The 17,179-nt window shown below is 77.1% G+C and carries 18 protein-coding genes; 9 read left to right on the top strand and 9 right to left on the bottom strand.

What is annotated here, in order from left to right; genetic code table 11:
* Positions 1-269: 269 nt before the first annotated feature.
* From D0Z06_RS23755 to D0Z06_RS23725, 7 genes are all read right to left on the bottom strand, one after another.
* Entirely contained in the window at positions 270-1,127 is an 858-nt protein-coding gene (locus tag D0Z06_RS23755; protein ID WP_117380015.1) for a DUF3159 domain-containing protein, read from the bottom strand.
* Complete coding sequence (locus D0Z06_RS23750) at positions 1,124-1,501, bottom strand: OB-fold nucleic acid binding domain-containing protein (RefSeq protein ID WP_117380014.1); 378 nt, start codon at positions 1,499-1,501, stop codon at positions 1,124-1,126. Before D0Z06_RS23750 ends, D0Z06_RS23755 begins: the two co-directional genes overlap by 4 nt.
* Positions 1,498-2,289 carry an alpha/beta hydrolase family protein gene (locus D0Z06_RS23745; protein ID WP_117380013.1) on the bottom strand — a complete coding sequence of 264 codons (792 nt, stop codon included), beginning with the start codon at positions 2,287-2,289 and terminating at the stop codon, positions 1,498-1,500. Before D0Z06_RS23745 ends, D0Z06_RS23750 begins: the two co-directional genes overlap by 4 nt.
* Complete coding sequence (locus D0Z06_RS23740) at positions 2,286-3,068, bottom strand: DUF3710 domain-containing protein (protein WP_117380012.1); 783 nt, start codon at positions 3,066-3,068, stop codon at positions 2,286-2,288. The genes D0Z06_RS23745 and D0Z06_RS23740 overlap by 4 nt, the downstream gene beginning before the upstream one ends.
* 1 nt (position 3,069) lies before the next feature.
* Positions 3,070-3,573, bottom strand: coding sequence for a dUTP diphosphatase (gene dut, locus D0Z06_RS23735; protein ID WP_233517927.1), 504 nt, complete (start codon positions 3,571-3,573; stop codon positions 3,070-3,072).
* Between the two features lie 197 nt (positions 3,574-3,770).
* Positions 3,771-4,610: a hypothetical protein gene (locus D0Z06_RS23730; RefSeq protein WP_117380011.1), complete on the bottom strand. Its 840-nt coding sequence runs from the start codon at positions 4,608-4,610 to the stop codon at positions 3,771-3,773.
* 151 nt (positions 4,611-4,761) lie between these two features.
* Complete coding sequence (locus D0Z06_RS23725; RefSeq protein ID WP_117380010.1) at positions 4,762-5,064, bottom strand: DUF4193 domain-containing protein; 303 nt, start codon at positions 5,062-5,064, stop codon at positions 4,762-4,764.
* Positions 5,065-5,311: 247 nt separating this feature from the next.
* On the opposite strand from D0Z06_RS23725, the gene D0Z06_RS23720 reads away from it, so the two are divergent.
* Both D0Z06_RS23720 and D0Z06_RS23715 read left to right on the top strand, forming a co-directional pair.
* Positions 5,312-6,358 carry a phosphotransferase family protein gene (locus D0Z06_RS23720; protein ID WP_117380009.1) on the top strand — a complete coding sequence of 349 codons (1,047 nt, stop codon included), beginning with the start codon at positions 5,312-5,314 and terminating at the stop codon, positions 6,356-6,358.
* A 60-nt stretch (positions 6,359-6,418) separates the two neighbouring features.
* A complete protein-coding gene (locus D0Z06_RS23715) occupies positions 6,419-6,967 on the top strand; it encodes a LytR C-terminal domain-containing protein (protein ID WP_117380008.1) in 549 nt (182 codons plus the stop codon).
* A 138-nt stretch (positions 6,968-7,105) separates the two neighbouring features.
* Here the strand turns inward: D0Z06_RS23715 and D0Z06_RS23710 are convergent, their stop codons facing one another.
* Positions 7,106-7,939, bottom strand: a complete 834-nt coding sequence (locus tag D0Z06_RS23710; RefSeq protein ID WP_117380021.1) for an inositol monophosphatase family protein — start codon at positions 7,937-7,939, stop codon at positions 7,106-7,108.
* 58 nt (positions 7,940-7,997) lie between these two features.
* On the opposite strand from D0Z06_RS23710, the gene ppgK reads away from it, so the two are divergent.
* The 5 genes from ppgK (at position 7,998) to D0Z06_RS23685 (ending at position 14,985) form a co-directional block, all read left to right on the top strand.
* Positions 7,998-8,741, top strand: coding sequence for a polyphosphate--glucose phosphotransferase (ppgK, locus tag D0Z06_RS23705; protein ID WP_117380020.1), 744 nt, complete (start codon positions 7,998-8,000; stop codon positions 8,739-8,741).
* Between the two features lie 260 nt (positions 8,742-9,001).
* Complete coding sequence (locus tag D0Z06_RS23700) at positions 9,002-10,369, top strand: RNA polymerase sigma factor (RefSeq protein ID WP_117380007.1); 1,368 nt, start codon at positions 9,002-9,004, stop codon at positions 10,367-10,369.
* Between the two features lie 551 nt (positions 10,370-10,920).
* Positions 10,921-11,145, top strand: a complete 225-nt coding sequence (locus D0Z06_RS23695; protein WP_117380019.1) for a DUF7455 domain-containing protein — start codon at positions 10,921-10,923, stop codon at positions 11,143-11,145.
* Positions 11,146-11,285: 140 nt separating this feature from the next.
* Positions 11,286-13,766: a VanW family protein gene (locus D0Z06_RS23690; RefSeq protein WP_117380006.1), complete on the top strand. Its 2,481-nt coding sequence runs from the start codon at positions 11,286-11,288 to the stop codon at positions 13,764-13,766.
* Between the two features lie 82 nt (positions 13,767-13,848).
* The gene (locus D0Z06_RS23685; RefSeq protein WP_233517926.1) at positions 13,849-14,985 is read left to right on the top strand and encodes a YihY/virulence factor BrkB family protein; all 1,137 of its coding nucleotides are present in this window, start codon (positions 13,849-13,851) and stop codon (positions 14,983-14,985) included.
* Positions 14,986-15,022: 37 nt separating this feature from the next.
* On the opposite strand, the gene D0Z06_RS23680 is transcribed toward D0Z06_RS23685, so the two are convergent.
* Complete coding sequence (locus D0Z06_RS23680; protein ID WP_117380005.1) at positions 15,023-15,253, bottom strand: DUF3039 domain-containing protein; 231 nt, start codon at positions 15,251-15,253, stop codon at positions 15,023-15,025.
* Between the two features lie 98 nt (positions 15,254-15,351).
* On the opposite strand from D0Z06_RS23680, the gene D0Z06_RS23675 reads away from it, so the two are divergent.
* Together D0Z06_RS23675 and D0Z06_RS23670 are read left to right on the top strand one after the other, a co-directional pair.
* Entirely contained in the window at positions 15,352-16,254 is a 903-nt protein-coding gene (locus tag D0Z06_RS23675; RefSeq protein WP_117380004.1) for a pseudouridine-5'-phosphate glycosidase, read from the top strand.
* Positions 16,255-16,274: 20 nt separating this feature from the next.
* Positions 16,275-17,138, top strand: a complete 864-nt coding sequence (locus tag D0Z06_RS23670) for a carbohydrate kinase family protein (protein ID WP_233517925.1) — start codon at positions 16,275-16,277, stop codon at positions 17,136-17,138.
* Positions 17,139-17,179 lie beyond the last annotated feature (41 nt).

Raw genomic sequence — 17,179 nt, 5'->3', positions numbered from 1 at the left:
CAACGGACGACTCGAGCACCTCCGAGGCTCCGCGCTCGGCTTCCGCAACCTCACCAACTACATCGCCAGGAGCCTGCTCGAAACCGGCGGCTTCCGACCCCGACTACACCCCCGATCGTGAAGAGCCCGTCTCCCTCCCGGCCGTGATCATGGGCTTCTTGCCGGCGACACGGGCCGACACGCCGGACGAGCGGGCCACCTCCCCATGATCACCGCGGGGATCGGGCCGGTGAGGGGCCGCGGGAGGTCAGGCGGGGCGGGCTCGGACGTCAGGCGGCCGGGCGCGCGGCCTGGCCGTCGTCCCCCTCGCCGGGCGGCTCGGCACCGGCCGGCTCCGCCCGGTGCCGGTGCAGCCGGGCCACCACCCACAGGGTGAGCAGCAGCTCCGCGGCGGTGACCGGCAGCCCGAGCACCAGCGAGACGGTGCCCAGCAGCTCCACCTCGTCGGCGCGGTAGAAGACCCACTGCACCACCACGCGGACCAGGAACGTCCCGCCCCAGAGCAGGGTCAGCCAGCTGTAGGCCCGCAGCATCCGCGGGTCCTCCCGCCAGTGCCGCTCGGGGGCCGGGTCCCGGGGCCGGGCGCCGGACTCCGGGGCCGGCGGCGGGCGGTGGTGCAGGCTCGCGTTCACCCGGTCGAAGCGGCGGCGCAGCCCGGGCAGCGAGTGCGAGGCCATCGCGCCGAGGTGGCTGGGGGCGAGGAACTCGGCGACCACGCCGACCAGCGGCCAGCGGACGGCGATGGACCCGATCAGCACGATGCCCAGCGCGGCGTTGCGGATCAGGCCGGGGACGAAGAAGTCGCGGGCCTGCCCCGACCAGGCGGCGATGCCCACCGCGATGGCCACCCCGAACACCCCGCTGAGGGCCTGCTGCACGCTCTCGCGGCGCACCAGCCGGAGGGTGAAGACGAGCAGCGCCGCGCCCAGCGCGCTCCAGATGCCGACCCGCAGGCCGCCCAGGGAGTTGGCGACGATGAAGGCGACGGTGGGCAGCGTGGCGTCGAGCATGCCGCGCCAGCCGCCGAGCTGGTCGAGGACCAGGTGGCGGTCGAAGGCGACGGCGCCGTCGGGCGGTGCGGCGTCCGCCGGGGAGGCCCGGCCCTCCCCCTCGGGCCGATCGGTCACCCGGCGCTCAGCTCGTACCGCGGGTTGTAGATCACCTGGCGGCCGTCGAAGGAGCCGAACCGCCCGCAGGCGGTGAGGGTGCGGCCCGGTTCGATCCCGGGGATGCGACGCCGGCCGAGCCACACGAGGGTCACCGACCCCGAGCCGTCGAACAGTTCCGCCTCGAGGGTCGGGACGGTCTCCCGCGGCGTGTACACCACCGACTTGAGCCGGCCGGTCACGGTCACCACCGCGCCCTTGCGGCAGGCGCTGACCGCCTCGCAGCCCGCGGTGGCCGACTCCTCGCGCAGCCGTTCGGCGTCGATGGTGTGGTCGTCGGCGGTCAGCCGCTGGAGGGTGCGGGCGAACCACCCTCCCGGACGGGTCTGTGTCACGGGTCGAGGGTAGATCGGCCGCCGTCCTGCTGGCGCCGGTGGCACAGCCACCCGCGCGCGAGGGCCCACGGCCGGCCGCCGGGGTCGATGAGGACCATGTGGTCGGCGCCCTCGACCAGGTCGACCCGGACCCGGTCACCGGCCGCGGTGGCGGCGTCGGCGTACCGGCTGCTCTGCTCCGGTGCGACGCGGTCGTCGACGGTGCCGTGCACGCAGAGCACCTCGGCCCCGGTCGGCAGCAGGCGCACCGGGTCGGCGGCGGCGTACCGGTCGGGGACGTCGTCCGGGCCGCCGCCCAGGAAGGCAGCCACCGCGCCGTCCCCCATGCCCTGCCGGGCCGCCCGCGCCAGGTCGAGCACCCCGGCCTGCAGGACCGCCCGCGCGACGCGCACCCGCGGGCCGGCACCGGGGGCCCCGGACGGCAGGCGGTGCCGCCCGGCCGCCCAGGCGGCGAGGTGCCCGCCCGCGGAGTGCCCCACCACCGCGACGTCGTCGAGGGCGAGCCGCTCGTCGAGGCCGGCGAGCGCGTCGAGCGCCGCGGCGACGTCGGCGAGCGTGTGCGGCCACCCGCCCCCGGCGCCCACCCGCCGGTACTCGACGGCGACCGCGGCGAGACCGGCCGCGGCGAGGTCCGCGGCCAGCGGCCGGGCCAGCTCGATGCCGTAGGCGGCCCGCCAGAACCCGCCGTGCAGCACGACGGCGACCGGGGCGGGGCCGTTCCCGGCCGGCAGCGTCAGCTCGACGAACTGGTCGGGGTGCGGCCCGTAGGCCACGGTGCGGGGGGTCACGCGGTCGGCGGGGCGGGTGGCGGGGTGGCGCGCGGGGTCGCCGGAGGTGGGGTGCGCGGGGCGGCGGCCGGGGGACGCAGCCCGGGCCGGGCCGCCTGCTGGCGGGCCGCGGCCTGCGCGGCGATCTGCGCGGCCGCCTGCGGCGGCAGGGTCAGGGGCAGCTGCTCGCGCACCGGCATGGGCTCGGACCCGCGGACGACGACGATCTGCCGGAAGGCCTCCTCCAGCGGCCCGGCCGCCTCCGGCCCGGCCGCGGCGGGCCCGGTGATCATGCCGCGGAGGAACCAGCGCGGGCCGTCCACGCCGAGGAAGCGGGCGGGCCGGCGGACCTTCTGCGCGGGCGCGTTCTGGCCCGGCTGCGGCAGCGGGGTGGCCAGCACCGTGCCGGTCAGCTCGGGGCCGAACGGGCCGTCGACCTCCCGGAGCGAGCCGCCCTGGCCGGAGGCGCTGCGGGCGAGGTCGGCGCGGACGTCGTCCCAGATCCCGGCGGCGCGGGGCGCGGCGAAGGCTGACACCTGCAGCAGCGACTCCCCCTGCCGCAGGGTCGCGCCGACCACCTTCTGCTGCGGGTTGACGTCCACCCGCAGCTCGGTCCCCGGGATGGCGGGCAACCGCAGGGACCCGAGGTCGACCCGGGCGAGGCCGTCGTCCGGGGCGTCGGCCTCGTCCCAGGGGCCCGCGGTCTCCGCCACCTCCCGCGGCCGGTGCTGCGGCTCCGGCGGCACCCCGCGCTCGCGGAGGCTGCGGTCGATCCGGTTGCGTCGCCGTCCGAACGGCATGTCAGGGGCGTCCCTTCGCAGTGGTCCCGGCGTGCCCGCCGGTCGACCCGTGCCCGCCCGTGCCGCGCGCGCTGGCCGGCAGCTCCTCGACGGGCACGAAGCGTGCCCGCACCACCGGCTGCACGACCAGCTGGGCGACCCGGTCGCCGCGGCGCAGGGTGAGGGGCGTGGTGGGGTCGAGGTTCACCAGGTTCAGCTTGATCTCCCCGCGGTACCCGGCGTCGACGGTGCCCGGGGCGTTGACCAGGCTCAGCCCCAGCCGGTGCGCCAGGCCCGAGCGCGGGTGCACGAACCCGGCGTAGCCCTCGGGGATGGCCACGGCCACGCCGGTGCCCACGAGCGCCCGCTGCAGGGGGGCCAGCTCGAGGTCGCTGGCGAGGGCCAGGTCGGCCCCGGCGTCCCCGGGGAGGGCGTACGCGGGGACGACGGCCTCCGGGGACAGCGTCACCGGGACCTCCACCTCGGGCCCCGGGGCGGCGGGGTCGGGAAGGGCGGTGTCGGGCACGTCGGCGACCCTAGTCGCGGCGCTGGACCCGGCGCCGGAGGGCAGGGCGCTGGACCCGGCGCCGGAGGGCAGGGCGCTGGACCCGGCGCCGGAGGGCAGGGCGCTGGACCCGGCGCCGGAGGGCAGGGCGCTGGACCCGGCGCCGGAGGGCAGGGCGCTGGACCCGGCGCGGAGGGCAGGGCGCTGGACCCGGCTCCTCAGGGCAGGTGCCGCCGGAGGTCGGCGCGCAGCCGGCGGGCGAGGGCCTCGGTGGCCCGGCGGTTGCCGCGCCCGCCGAGGGCTGCGCCCACCAGGAACGGCGCGGCGACCGGCAGGCTGCGGGCCAGTCGCCGGCCCACGTGGCGCTGCAGGGCGCGCAGCCCCGCCGTCCCGAGGACCGGGGGGATGCCGGCACCCGGCCGGCTGTCGACGGCCCGCTGGTCGGTCCAGGCGGCGAGGTAGGCGGCGGCTCGGGCCCGTGCATCGCCGGGGGCGGGGCGGCCGGCGAGCTCGTGCAGCTCGGCGACGAGCACCACCTCGACGGCGGCCACCGCGGCGGTCTCGGCCCCGAGCTCCAGCGGCAGGGCCAGCAGGGACGGCGGGGCCAGCCAGCTCGCGGCGAAGATCCCGCCGGTCGCCGCGCCGATCGCCGTCGTGAGCCGGGCCGCGCGGGCGACGAGGGCGTCGGCGATCTCGTCGTCGGAGAGGCCGGGGTGCTCGGCCCGCAGCGTCGCGGCGTCCCGGACGGGCAGGTGGGGGGCCGCCGCGGCGAGCAGGTCGCCGACCACCGCGCCCGGGAACGGGCCGGCGCCACCCTCGGCCGGCCGTGCCGGGGAGGCCACCCGGCGGGCCGCGGTGGTGACCGCTGCGGCGACGTCCCGCAGGACGGCGGCGGCCGGGACGCCCCGGCCGAGCAGCCCACCGACCGCGTCGGCGAGCAGCCGCCCGGCCCGGGCGGCCGTGCCCTCGGCGGCCGGGGCGGCACCGGGGGCGGACGGAACGGGACGGGGTGGGGGGACGTCGCGCACCGCGGCGGTCCGCTCCCCGTGCTCCGTCACCGGCCCTCCTCGGTCGGGTCCCCTGCGGCCCCGGGCGGGGCACCTCCCCCGAGCCTACGAGGGGGCCGGGGAGGGCGGGGTCCCGCCTCGGTCCCCGGCCCCGTCCCGGGCTCCGCCGCGGGCGGGGCGAGGGGCGGGGCGGAGGCCTGCCTCAGGCCGCGCAGTCGCGGCAGTAGAGCTGCTCGCCCTTGGTGGCGGCGAGCCGGCTGCGGTGCTGCACGAGGAAGCAGCGCGAGCAGGTGAACTCGTCCTCCTGCTTCGGGAGGACGCGGACGGTGAGCTCCTCGTTGGACAGGTCCGCGCCGGGGAGCTCGAGGTTCTCGTTGAAGTCGGTCTCGTCGACGTCGACCGACGAGGACTGCGCCTCGGCCCGGCGCGCCTTGAGCTCTTCGAGGGAGTCCTCGCCGAGCTCGTCCGCCTCGTTGCGGCGCGGGGCGTCGTAGTCGGTGGCCATGGGGTGTGCCCCTCCTCCGGGGTTCTCGCGGGCGGCGAGGCCCGCATCGTTCGTCGGCGGCCGGGCCGCCGACCTGGTCGGTCACCGGGGCGACCGCGGTCCGGGGCCGGCGGCCCGCGTGCGCGGGTACCGGCGGACCCCCCAACGTCGTCCGGGCCCGGTTTGTGCCCGCGCCCCGCGGGCCGGCACCCGCGGGGCCCGGGCGGAGGTGTCGGGGGGGCGGAGCGCCAGAGGTTACCCTGCGCCGGTGTCGACTCCCGTGGGTGCTGACCCGACCGTCGTGGGCCCCTACCTGGCCTCCGTCCTCGGCGACGACCGCTGGCGGTCGGTGACCGTCGAGATGGTCGCCGCCGGCATGTCCAACCTCACCTACGTCGTCACCCCGGCCGGTGGCCCGGCGGAGGACGCCGTGATCCTGCGCCGGCCGCCGACGGGAGCGGTCCTCGCCACCGCGCACGACATGGCGCGGGAGCACCGGGTCATCTCCGCGCTGGTCCCCACGCCGGTGCCGGTGCCGCGCACGCTGCACCTGTGCGAGGACACCGCCGTCCTCGGTGCGCCCTTCTACGTGATGGAGCGCGTCGTCGGCGTCCACGTGGTGAGCGAGCTGCCGCCGGGCTACGCCGACGAGCCCGCCCAGCGCCGGGCGATCGGCGAGGGCCTGGTCGACGTCCTGGCCGACCTGCACGCGGTCGACCCGCAGGAGGTCGGCCTGGGGGACTTCGGCCGGCCCGAGGGGTTCATGGCCCGCCAGGTGCGGCGCTGGACCAAGCAGTGGGACGCGACCCGCGACCGCGACCGCCCGGGCATGGACGCCCTGGCCGCCCGGCTCGCCGAGACCGTCCCGCAGACCCAGCGCGACGGCATCGTGCACGGCGACTACCGGCTGGATAACTGCCTGCTCGACCCGGGCGTGCCGGGTCGCATCCGCGCCGTCCTCGACTGGGAGATGTCCACCCTCGGCGACCCGCTCGCCGACCTGGGGCTGATGCTCGTCTACTGGCCCGAGGCGGGTGAGGACCTCCCGGCGACGCAGAGCTCGGTGACCGCGCTGCCCGGCTTCCCCGACCGCGCGGCGGTGGCCGAGCGGTACGCTCGGCGCACCGGGCTGGACCTCGCGGAGCTGTCCTGGTACGTCGGGTTCGCGTACTTCAAGTTCGCCGCGATCGTGGCCGGGATCGTGGCCCGGTCGGCCGCGGGCGCCATGGCCGGGAAGGACACCTCCGGCTACGCCGACCGCATCGACCCGTGCGTCGAGCGCGGACGCGCCGCGCTCGACGACGGTGCGATCTAGCCGGTCGCGCCGGCCCTAGACTCCCGCCGACCGTCCGCCGCCGAGGGGGGATCCCAGCACGTGACCGCGCCGCCCACCGACCGCCCCACGGTGCGCCCGCGCAGCGGCCGGCGACCGATCCCGCCGCTGATCTTCCTCTTCGTGCTCGCCCTCGCGGCGCTCGCGGTGTGGTGGAACGTGCTCTCCGACGAGCAGGACCGCCAGGCCGCCCAGGACGCGGCCTGCTCGACGGCGGCGCAGGCACCCCCCTCGCTGGACCCGGGCACCGTGTCGGTCCGGATCTTCAACGCCACCGACCAGGCCGGGCTCGCCCAGCAGGTGGCCGCCGAGCTCCAGGCCCGGGGCTTCGTGGTCGGCGAGATCGCCAACGACCCCAGCGACCGCGAGGTGACCGGGCCCGGCGAGATCCGGCACGGTCCGCGCGGCAACGACGCCTCGGCCTTCCTCGGCCTGTTCGTCCCCGGCGTGGGCGACTACCTGGACACGCGCGCCACCGCCCAGGTGGACCTCGTGCTGGGCCCGGAGTTCGTGTTCCCCGGCAGCCTGGCCGCGCCCGAGCAGGTCGCCGCGGCGCTCAGCACCGTCTCCAGCGCCGCCGCCGCCTGCTGAGCGAGGACCCGCTGCCCCCCACCGTGGAAGGACCCCGTCCTTCCCGCCCTTCGCACGCTCAGGGCGGTGCCCTGGACGGGGCCGCGGCGGGACCCTGCAGCGGGGCCGCGCCGGGGGGCGGCGCGCGGGGTCGTGCCGTCACACGGTGTCGGGGTGCAGGCGGTCGAGCAGCGCCACGAACGGCTCCGCGACCGACGGCGCCACCGCGATGCCCAGCGGCCGGGCGAAGGGCCGGCCGGGCAGGCCGGTGACGACCGCGCCCGCCTCGGCGGCGACCAGCGCGCCGGCGGCGTGGTCCCACGGGTTGAGGTGCAGCTCGTAGTAGGCGTCGACCCGGCCGGCGGCCACCGAGCAGAGGTCGAGGGCGGCCGACCCGTGCCGGCGGATGTCGCGCACCTGCGGCAGCAGCTCGGCGACGACCGCGCCCTGGACCCGGCGCTGCTCGGCGCCGTAGCCGAACCCGGTGGCGACCAGCGCCTCCCCCAGCGACGCCGGGGCCCCGACGGCCAGCGGCACCGGGTCGGCGTCCCCGGCCTGCAGCGTCGCACCGCCGCCGCGCGTGGCCGACCACAGCTCCCCGGTCGCCGGGTTGAGCACCACCCCCGCCTCCACCCGCCCGTCGACCTCCGCGGCGATGGACACCGCGTAGGCCGGCAGCCCGTAGACGAAGTTGGTCGTGCCGTCGATGGGGTCGACGACCCAGCGCACGCCGCTGGTGCCGGTGCGCTCGCCGCCCTCCTCCCCCAGCAGGCCGTCGTCCGGCCGGGCGGCGAGCAGCCGGCGGACGACGAGCTCCTCGCAGGCCCGGTCCACCGCGGTGACCAGGTCGACGGGGCTGGACTTGACGTCGACCTGCTCGGCGGCCGAGGCGCGGCCGCGCGCCACCAGGCCGCCGGCCTCGCGGGCGACGTCGACGGCGAGGCCGAGCAGCGCGGCCGGGTCCGGGGGCGGGGCGTCCGGGGTGGTGGTCACCCGCACGATCCTGCCCGCCGGGGGGTGCGCCGCGGGGGCGGGTCACTACCCTGGCCGCGTGCTGGGCTTCGGCGTCGACATCGGTGGCAGCGGGATCAAGGGGTGCGTGGTCGACCTCGACCGCGGCGAGCTGCAGGGCGAGCGGGTGCGCATCGAGACGCCGCAGCCGGCGATGCCGCAGGCGGTGTACGCCGTCGTGTCCGAGGTGGTCTCCGCCTTCGAGTGGACCGGCCGGGTCGGTGTCACCTTCCCCGGCGTCCTCAAGCACGGGGTGGCCCACACGGCCGCCAACGTCGACAAGAGCTGGCTGGGCACCGACGTCGCGCAGGGGCTGGACGCCGTCCTCCCCGACGGGGTGCAGACCCTCAACGACGCCGACGCGGCGGGCCTGGCCGAGATGCGCTACGGCGCCGGCCGGGACAAGCGGGGCGTCGTCCTCATGCTCACCTTCGGCACCGGCATCGGCAGCGCCCTGTTCACCGACGGGGTCCTGGTGCCGAACACCGAGTTCGGCCACATCCAGGTCGACGGGGAGGACGGCGAGCGCCGCGCGTCGGCGTCCGCCCGGGAGCGGGAGGACCTCAGCTACCCCGAGTGGGCCAAGCGGGTGGACCGCTACCTCGACGTGCTCGAGGCCGGGGTGTGGCCCGACCTGATCATCGTCGGCGGCGGGGTGAGCAAGAAGTCGCACAAGTGGGTGCCGCTGCTGTCCACCCGCACCCCGGTGGTGCCCGCCCAGCTGCTCAACGACGCCGGCATCGTCGGCGCGGCACTGGCCGCCGAGGAGCGCATCGGCCAGTGACGGCGCCCCGGGACGCCGTGCCGGGGCACCCGGCCGGGTGCCCCGGAGCCCATCGGGGTCGTCACGACGGTGGTTTCGGCCGAGAGCGTCGTTACAATGGAGGAGCCCCGCCCCCGTCGCTCCCGATCGAGAGACATCCCCCGCTCACACGCCGGTGAAACCCGGTCGTGCAGCGCTCTCCGCAGCGGACGTCGGCGAGGCCGCTGCCCGGGGACCACACGGCCTCCTGGGGAACGCACCCAGCACGGGAAGGAACCTGAGTGCCCGCCGACCAGTCAGCACCGGACTCAGCCGCAGCGAGCACCACGCGCGCCAAGGCTGTCGCCGCCGGTTCCCGGGCCTCCCGGACCAGCGCACCGGTAACCGCTGGGGGCGCCGCGGCGCCCCGGAAGAAGACCGGGACCCCGGCGGCGAAGCCCGCCGCGAAGAGCACCCGGACCAAGCCGAGCATCACCCCCTCCCCCGGCGCGGGTGAGGGCGCGGTGCTGACCGCCGTCGCCACCGAGGACTCCGCCGTCGCGGTGGTCGACGCCGGCGCCGAGGGTCTCAAGCTCGACGAGACGGTCGTGGCCGGCCCCGACGGCGTCGCCGAGGGCGCCGCCGTGGAGGGCGAGGCGGCCGAGGAGGCCGACGCCGCCGACTTCGAGTGGGACGACGAGGAGGAGTCCGAGGCGCTGCGGCAGGCGCGCAAGGACGCCGAGCTGACCGCCTCGGCCGACTCCGTCCGCGCCTACCTCAAGCAGATCGGCAAGGTCGCGCTGCTCAACGCCGAGGAGGAGGTCGACCTCGCCAAGCGGATCGAGGCCGGGCTCTACGGCGCCGAGCGGCTGCGCCAGGCCGAGGAGGAGGGCCAGAAGCTCTCGCCGCAGATGCGCCGGGACCTCAACTGGATCGTCCGCGACGGCGAGCGCGCCAAGAACCACCTGCTCGAGGCCAACCTCCGGCTCGTGGTCTCCCTCGCCAAGCGCTACACCGGCCGCGGCATGGCGTTCCTGGACCTCATCCAGGAGGGCAACCTCGGCCTCATCCGCGCGGTGGAGAAGTTCGACTACACCAAGGGCTACAAGTTCTCCACGTACGCCACCTGGTGGATCCGGCAGGCCATCACCCGCGCGATGGCCGACCAGGCCCGCACCATCCGCATCCCGGTGCACATGGTCGAGGTCATCAACAAGCTCGGCCGCATCCAGCGCGAGCTGCTCCAGGACCTCGGGCGCGAGCCCACCCCGGAGGAGCTGGCCAAGGAGATGGACATCACCCCGGACAAGGTGCTGGAGATCCAGCAGTACGCCCGGGAGCCGATCAGCCTCGACCAGACCATCGGTGACGAGGGCGACAGCCAGCTCGGCGACTTCATCGAGGACTCCGAGGCGGTCGTGGCCGTCGACGCGGTCAGCTTCACGCTCATGCAGGACCAGCTGACCAGCGTCCTGCAGACGCTGTCGGAGCGGGAGGCCGGCGTCGTCCGGCTGCGGTTCGGCCTCACCGACGGCCAGCCGCGCACCCTCGACGAGATCGGTCAGGTCTACGGGGTCACCCGTGAGCGGATCCGGCAGATCGAGTCGAAGACGATGTCCAAGCTGCGGCACCCCAGCCGGTCCCAGGTGCTGCGCGACTACCTCGACTGAGGGAGGACCCCAGCCCGTTGGCGAGACGGCCCCCGACCCAGCCGGGTCTGGGGCCGTCGTCGTCCCCGGGTGGCACGGTCGGCACGGGGACGCGCCGGGGTGATGTGCGCCACGGCCGCGGGCCGCGCCGGTCGCACGGCGCCCCGGCCCCGCCGGAGGGTCCGGGCCCGTGACCGGCCGGGACGCCGTCGGCGGCGGCCTCGGTATCGGATGGGTCACGATCTCACCCCGACGGGCGCCCCCGGTCGTGTACGCCGTCACCCGCCGGGTAAGCGGCGTAGCGTGGACGTCGTCGAGACAGCAGCGGACCACCCGGCCGGACGATGACCGGCGCACGAGCAGTGACGAGCACGACCCCGACCAACGACCACGACAGACCGAGCACGACACAGTGAGTCCCCTGCTGGTCCGGTCCACCGCACACCAGCGGCCCCGGGGCCACCGGACCCGGAACCCGGGCCGGCCCGGAGGACCGGGAACACAGGGCCACCCGCTGACGCTGTGCAGGAGGCCGATCCGCAGCCGCGGGTCCGTGCGGTAGAGAGCGAGTGATGACCCAGATGACCCAGACGCTGACGACGACCCCGCCCGCCGACGACCTGGTCGTTCCCTTCCACTGTGACCGCTGCGGTGCGCTGGCCAAGGTGCGGGTGGTCCTCGCCAGCGGCAGCGACCTCGTCTTCTGCGGGCACCACGCCCGTGAGTACGAGGGCAAGCTCCGCGACATCGCCGTCGACATCATCGAGACGGACGGCGAGCAGCACCTCAGCCGCTGAGCGAGGCGCTATCGTCGCTCTCAGCGATGAAGGCCTCACCCGACGACGCCGCCGGCGTCCCCGGCCCGCCCCGTGCGGGCGGGGACCCGGCGGCTCCGTCGTTCCCGGGATCCCCCGGTCGACGCCCACCCGGAGATCCCATGCCCTCCCCCCAGCCCCCTGCCGCCCAGCCGTCCACCGGCGCCCCGACCCCGGACGACGCGCCGGGCGCCGACGACACCCGGCCGGTGCCGCGCGACCGCGGCCCCGTGGAGACCCCCGGCGACGCCGCCGAGCCGGCCACCCCCGCGCAGGCCGAGCCCGCGCAAGCCGAGCCCACCACGCAGGCCGGGCCCGCGACCGCCGGCGACCCCGAGGACGACAGCAGCACCCAGGACATCCGCTTCGCGCCCGGCGCCCGCCCCGGCGCGGCGCCCGAGCCCCCGGCCGCCGGCGACCCGGACGACGACAGCAGCACCCAGGACATCCGCTTCGCGCCCGGCGCCCACCCCGGTGCCGCGCCCGAGCCCCCGGCGGCCGGTGCCACCCCCGCCACCGCCGCGCAGGCGGCCGCGGAGGGCACGCCGACCGCGCCGACCGAGCCGGTGGCGGGCCACCCCTCCACGGCGCCCGCCGGCAGCGAGCCCGACGGCGGCACCGTCCCCGACGGCGGCCCCGTCAGCGGCAGCGCCCCCGAGAGCAGCGACCCGGGAAGCAGCGCCCCCGACCGCGGTCCCGGTGCCGGCCACGACGGCGGCCCCGGTGACGGCGGCTCCGCGAGCGGTGGCCCCGGCGGCGGCCCCGGCGAGCCGGGCAGCGGTGGCGGTGCGCAGCGGCCCTGGTGGCGCCGCCCGGTCGTGCTGGCCCCCGCCGCCGCCCTCGCCCTGCTGGGCGGCGCGTACGGGGTGGACCTCCTGGTGGCCGGCGGGCACGTCCCGCGCAACACCGTCGTGGCCGGCGTCGAGCTCGGCGGGCTGAGCCCCGCCGCCGCGACGGAGACGCTCGAGACCGAGCTGGCGCCGCGGGTCGCCGCCGACCACGTCGTGGTCGCCGACGACGTGGAGGCGACGCTCTCCCCGGCGACCGCCGGGATCGAGCTCGACGTCGACGCCACGGTCGACGCAGCCGCCGACCAGCCGCTCAACCCCTGGACCCGGCTCACCACGTTCTTCACCGACCGCGAGGTCGACCCGGTGATGACCGGCGAGGAGACCGCGCTCGCCGCGCAGATCGACGCCCTCGCCGAGCAGGTGGACCGCGCGCCGGTCGACGCCACGATCGCGGTCGAGGGCACCGACGCGCGCGTCGTCGACCCGGTGGACGGGCGCACCCTCGACCGGGAGGGCGCCGCCGAGACCGTCACCGAGTTCCTCGCCGACGGCGGCGACCCGGCGACACCCATCGAGCTGCCCGTGGAGACGATCCCGGTGCGCGTCGACGCCGAGGAGGCGCGGCGGGTGCTGGACGAGGTCGTCGCCCCGGGCCTGGCCGCGCCGGTGACGGTCACGAGCCAGGACGGCGGCACCTCGGCCGAGGTCCCGGCCGAGGCGATCGCCGCCTCGCTCACCTTCACCCCGCAGGACGACGGCGAACTCGCCGTGGCGCTCGACCCGGCGGCGCTGCAGGAGGCGGTCGGCGACGGCTTCTCGGCCTTCGGCACCCCCGCCGAGGACGCCCGCTTCGAGGTCGCGGGTGAGGCGGTCTCCCTCGTGCCCTCGGTCGACGGCACCGGCGTCGCCCCGGACGCGCTGGCCACCCAGCTGCGCGACGTCCTCCCGCAGCCGGCGCCGCGCACGGTCACCGCCGAGCTGGGCCCGGTCGAGCCGGAGTTCTCCACCGCCGACGCCGAGGCCCTCGGGATCCGCGAGCAGATCAGCACCTTCACGACGAACTTCACCAGCGCGGCCAGCGGCACGAACATCCGGGTGGCCGCCGGGGAGATCGACGGCGCGATCATCCGGCCCGGCGAGACCTTCAGCCTCAACGACTACACCGGCCCGCGGACCGAGGCGCAGGGCTACGTCCCCGCCGGGGTGATCAACAACGGCGAGTTCACCACCGCGGTCGGCGGCGGCGTCAGCCAGGTCGCGACGACGCTGTTCAACGCCGTGTTCTTCGCCGGGCTCGAGGACGTCTACCACAAGCCGCACAGCTACTACATCAGCCGCTACCCCGCCGGGCGGGAGGCGACCGTCTACTACGACACGATCGACCTGGAGTTCCGCAACGACAGCGACACCGGGGTCTACGTCGACACCCAGTGGACACCGGGCTCGCTGACGGTCAGCTTCTACGGGACCAAGCGGTACGAGATCGAGTCGATCAGCAGCAGCCGGTACAACATCCGCCAGCCCGTGGTCCAGGAGAAGCCCGACGACGGCGACTGCAGCCCGTCGAACGGCTCGACGGGCTTCGACATCACCGTCACCCGCGTCTTCAACGACCTGCAGGGCAACGAGCTGCGCCGGGAGGACTTCCGGACCCGCTACGCCGCGGAGCCGATCATCCGCTGCGTGCCCCCGGAGCCCGAGCCGAAGCCGGAGCCGGCCCCGGGGGGTGCCGCCCCGGCCTCGGCCCCCGCCCCGGCCGGCCGTCGTCCGGGCGCGCCGGCCCGCCGCCGCACGCCCCCGGTCCCCGCCTGACCGGCTCGCCCGACCGGGGGACGCCGTCCCCGGCGGGCGCCGGCGCCCCGCCCACCCCGGCGGTGCCGTGCACACTGGGCAGGTGAGCGCCGTGCTGCCCGGGGGATCCCGCACCGGGGACGGCGTCACGCCCCCGGCCGGCCGGCCCCCGGGCACGGCCGATCGACCGCCCGGCCCCGGGACCCGGCACCCGGGCGCGGCCGACGGGCACGCCCCGGCCGGCGGCTCCGGGGCGACCGCGCGACCGGTGGCCGACGGCGACCGGCCCGGCCGGCTGGCGCGCTGGCCGCGGCCGGTGCGGGTCCCGCTGGAGGTGCTGGGCAGGACCCTGGCCAAGGCCTGGCAGGACCGCATCCTCGGGCTCTCCGCCGAGGCGGCCTTCTGGCAGATCCTCTCCGTCCCGCCGCTGCTGATCGGGCTGCTGGGCTCGCTGGGCTACCTCGGCACCTTCATCGGCGCCGGGTCGGTGGCGCAGATCGAGGCCCAGCTGCTCGACGCCTCCGCGGAGGCCCTGACCGCCGACGTGGTGGACTCGCTCGTCGCGCCCACCCTGGCCGACATCCTCGGGTCCGGGCGGCTGGACCTGGTCAGCGTCGGTTTCCTGCTGTCCCTGTGGGCGGGGTCCTCGGCGACGGCGACGTTCATGAACACCGTGGTCATCGCCTACGACCAGCGCGACGTGCGCGGGCCGATCGCCACCCGGCTCATGGCGCTGTGGCTGTTCGTCATCGGGCTCGTGCTCGCGGTGCTCATGCTGCCGCTGCTGGTGCTCGGCCGCGGGGTGCTGGTCTCCCTGCTGCCGGAGGGCTGGCAGGCCACCGCCACCGTGCTGGTCAACGCGGTGTACTGGCCGCTGGTGCTGGTGGGGCTGGTGCTCGCGCTGACCAGCTTCTACCACGTGGTGCTGCCGCGGCGGCTGCCGTGGCGCCGGCACCTGCCGGGCACCCTCCTGGCGGTGGCCTTCTTCGTCGTGTCGGCGCTGCTGCTGCGCACCTACGTGGCCGACATCCTCACCGCCACGCTGCCGTACGGGGCGCTGGCCACCCCCATCGCGGCCCTGCTCTTCTGCTTCCTCTTCGGGATGTCCGTGCTGCTCGGCGCCGAGCTCAACGCCACCGTCCAGGCGCGCTGGCCGGCCCCGCTGCGCCGGCACCTCAAGCGCCGGCAGGCCCGCCGGGCGGCCAAGCTCGAGCGCGCCCGGCGGATGGACCTGCTGTGACGCCCGGTCCGCCGGCGGTCGCCGGGTGCTCGCGGGCTCAGTCCTTGCGCAGCTGCTCGTAGACCTCCTTGCAGGCCGGGCACACCGGGCTGCCCGGCTTGGGCGACTTGGTCACGGGGAAGACCTCACCGCACAGCGCCTCGACCATCGTGCCCATGACCGCGCTCTCGGCGATCTTGTTCTTCTTGACGTAGTGGAAGACCTCGTTGGCGTTGCCGGTGTCGCCCTCGCGGACGTCGGGCTTCTCGAGGAGGTCGGTGTTGCTCACGCGGGTGCTCCCTGCTCGTGGGCGGACGGGTGCCTGCCCACCATGATGGCAGGGTGCAACCCGCGAGCCGGTCCGTTCCCGCCCCGCCCCCCGCAGCCGTGCGGTTCTCCCCGGAGGTCGCCGACGCCCTCGGCGCCGGCCGGCCGGTCGTCGCCCTCGAGAGCACCCTCCTCGCGCACGGCCTGCCGCGCCCGGACAACCGCGCCGCCGCCGACGAGGTCGAGGCCGCCGTCCGGGCCGGCGGGGCCGTCCCGGCCACGGTCGCCGTCCTGGACGGCGTCCCCCACGTGGGCCTGACCGCCGAGCAGGTCGACCGCGTCTGCGGGGACCCCGACCTGGCCAAGCTCGGCGTCCGGGACCTGCCGGTCGCCACCGCCCTCGGCCTGTCGGGGGCGACCACCGTCTCCAGCACCGCCCTGCTGGCCGAGCGGGCCGGCGTGGCGGTGTTCGCCACCGGCGGGCTGGGCGGGGTGCACCGGCAGTCCGCCGACACCTTCGACGAGTCCGCCGACCTGGTGGCGCTGGCCCGCACCACGCTGGTGGTGGTGTGCGCGGGGGTGAAGTCCATCCTCGACGTCCCGGCCACCCTGGAACGGCTGGAGACGCTGTCGGTGACCGTCGTCGGCTACCGCACCCGGACCTTCCCGGGCTTCTACGTGGCCGACTCCGGGTCCGCGGTGGACTGGTCGGTCGCGGACCCGGCGCAGGCGGCCGCCGTCTTCACCGCCCGCCGCGACGTCTCGCCCGGGGCGGTGGTCGTGGCCAACCCGCTCCCGGAGGACGAGCAGCTCGACCGCGACCTGCACGACCGGGTGATCGCCGACGCGCTGGCCGCGGCCGACGCGTACGGCGTCCGCGGCAAGGAGGTCACCCCCTTCGTGCTCGACCACCTGCACCGGGCCAGCGAGGGCGCGACCCTGGCGGTCAACGTCCGGCTGGTCCTGCGCAACGCCGAGCTGGCCGGGCGGATCGCAGCAGCCCTCGCCGGGGCGGCCCGCTGAGCGCGCCGGAGCCGGCCCTCGTGGTGGTCGGCGACCTGGCCACCGACGTCGTCGCCGTCCTCGCGGGCGGGCCGGCGCCCGGGTCGGACCGGCCCGCCGCCATCCGCACCCGCGGGGGCGGCGCCGGGGCGAACGTCGCCGTCCACCTGGTCCGGCTCGGGACGCCGGTCGTCCTGGCCGGCTGCGTCGGCGACGACCCCGCCGGGGCGGCGCTGCTCGCGGAGCTCGCCGGCGCCGGAGTGCGGCCGGCCGTGCGGGTGGTGCCCGGGCAGCCGACCGGCACGATCATCAGCCTCGTCGAGCCCGGCGGGCAGCGCAGCATGCTGGCCGACCGCGGCGCGAACCTGGCCCTGGCGCCGGCCGACGTGCCACGCCCGTCGCCCGGCGGGCACCTGCACCTGTCCGGCTACACCCTGCTCGACCCGCGATCGAGGCCGGCGGGGCTGGCTGCGCTCGCCGCGGCCGCCGCCGCCGGCTGCACCGTGTCGGTCGACCCGGCCTCGGCGGACCCGCTGGCCCGCTACGGCGTCGGGCGCTGGCTGGCCGACACCGCGGCGGCCACCCTCGTGCTGCCCAACGCCGACGAGGCCCGGCTGCTCACCGGGTGCGCCGACCCGGCCGACGCCGCCCGCGCCCTGGCCGCCCGCCACCCGGTGGCCGTGGTGACCCTGGGCGGCGACGGCGCCCTGTGGGCGGCCGGCGACCGGTTGGTGCACCGGCCGGCGCTGCCGGCGGCCGTGGTCGACACGACGGGCGCCGGCGACGCGTTCGCCGCCGGCCTGCTGTCGGTGTGGCTGGCCGACCGGGCCGGCGACCCGTCGCGCGCGCTGGACGCCGGCCTCGCCCGCGCCGCCGCGGTGGTGGCCGGGCCCGGCGCCCGCTGACCCGGTGCCCGATGACCCGGTGCTCGACGACCCGGTGCTCG

This window comes from Geodermatophilus marinus, from assembly GCF_003428645.1.
GTDB lineage: Bacteria > Actinomycetota > Actinomycetes > Mycobacteriales > Geodermatophilaceae > Geodermatophilus.
The sequence above is the reverse complement of the archived record's forward strand: the minus strand, read 5'-3'. Positions and strand labels throughout refer to the sequence as shown.

Coding starts and splice junctions, on each gene's coding strand:
- D0Z06_RS23740 (WP_117380012.1), bottom strand. CDS start 3,068: ATGCCGTTCGGACGGCGACGCAACCGGATCGACCGCAGCCTCCGCGAG.
- D0Z06_RS23725 (WP_117380010.1), bottom strand. CDS start 5,064: ATGGCCACCGACTACGACGCCCCGCGCCGCAACGAGGCGGACGAGCTC.
- D0Z06_RS23690 (WP_117380006.1), top strand. CDS start 11,286: ATGCCCTCCCCCCAGCCCCCTGCCGCCCAGCCGTCCACCGGCGCCCCG.
- D0Z06_RS23695 (WP_117380019.1), top strand. CDS start 10,921: ATGACCCAGATGACCCAGACGCTGACGACGACCCCGCCCGCCGACGAC.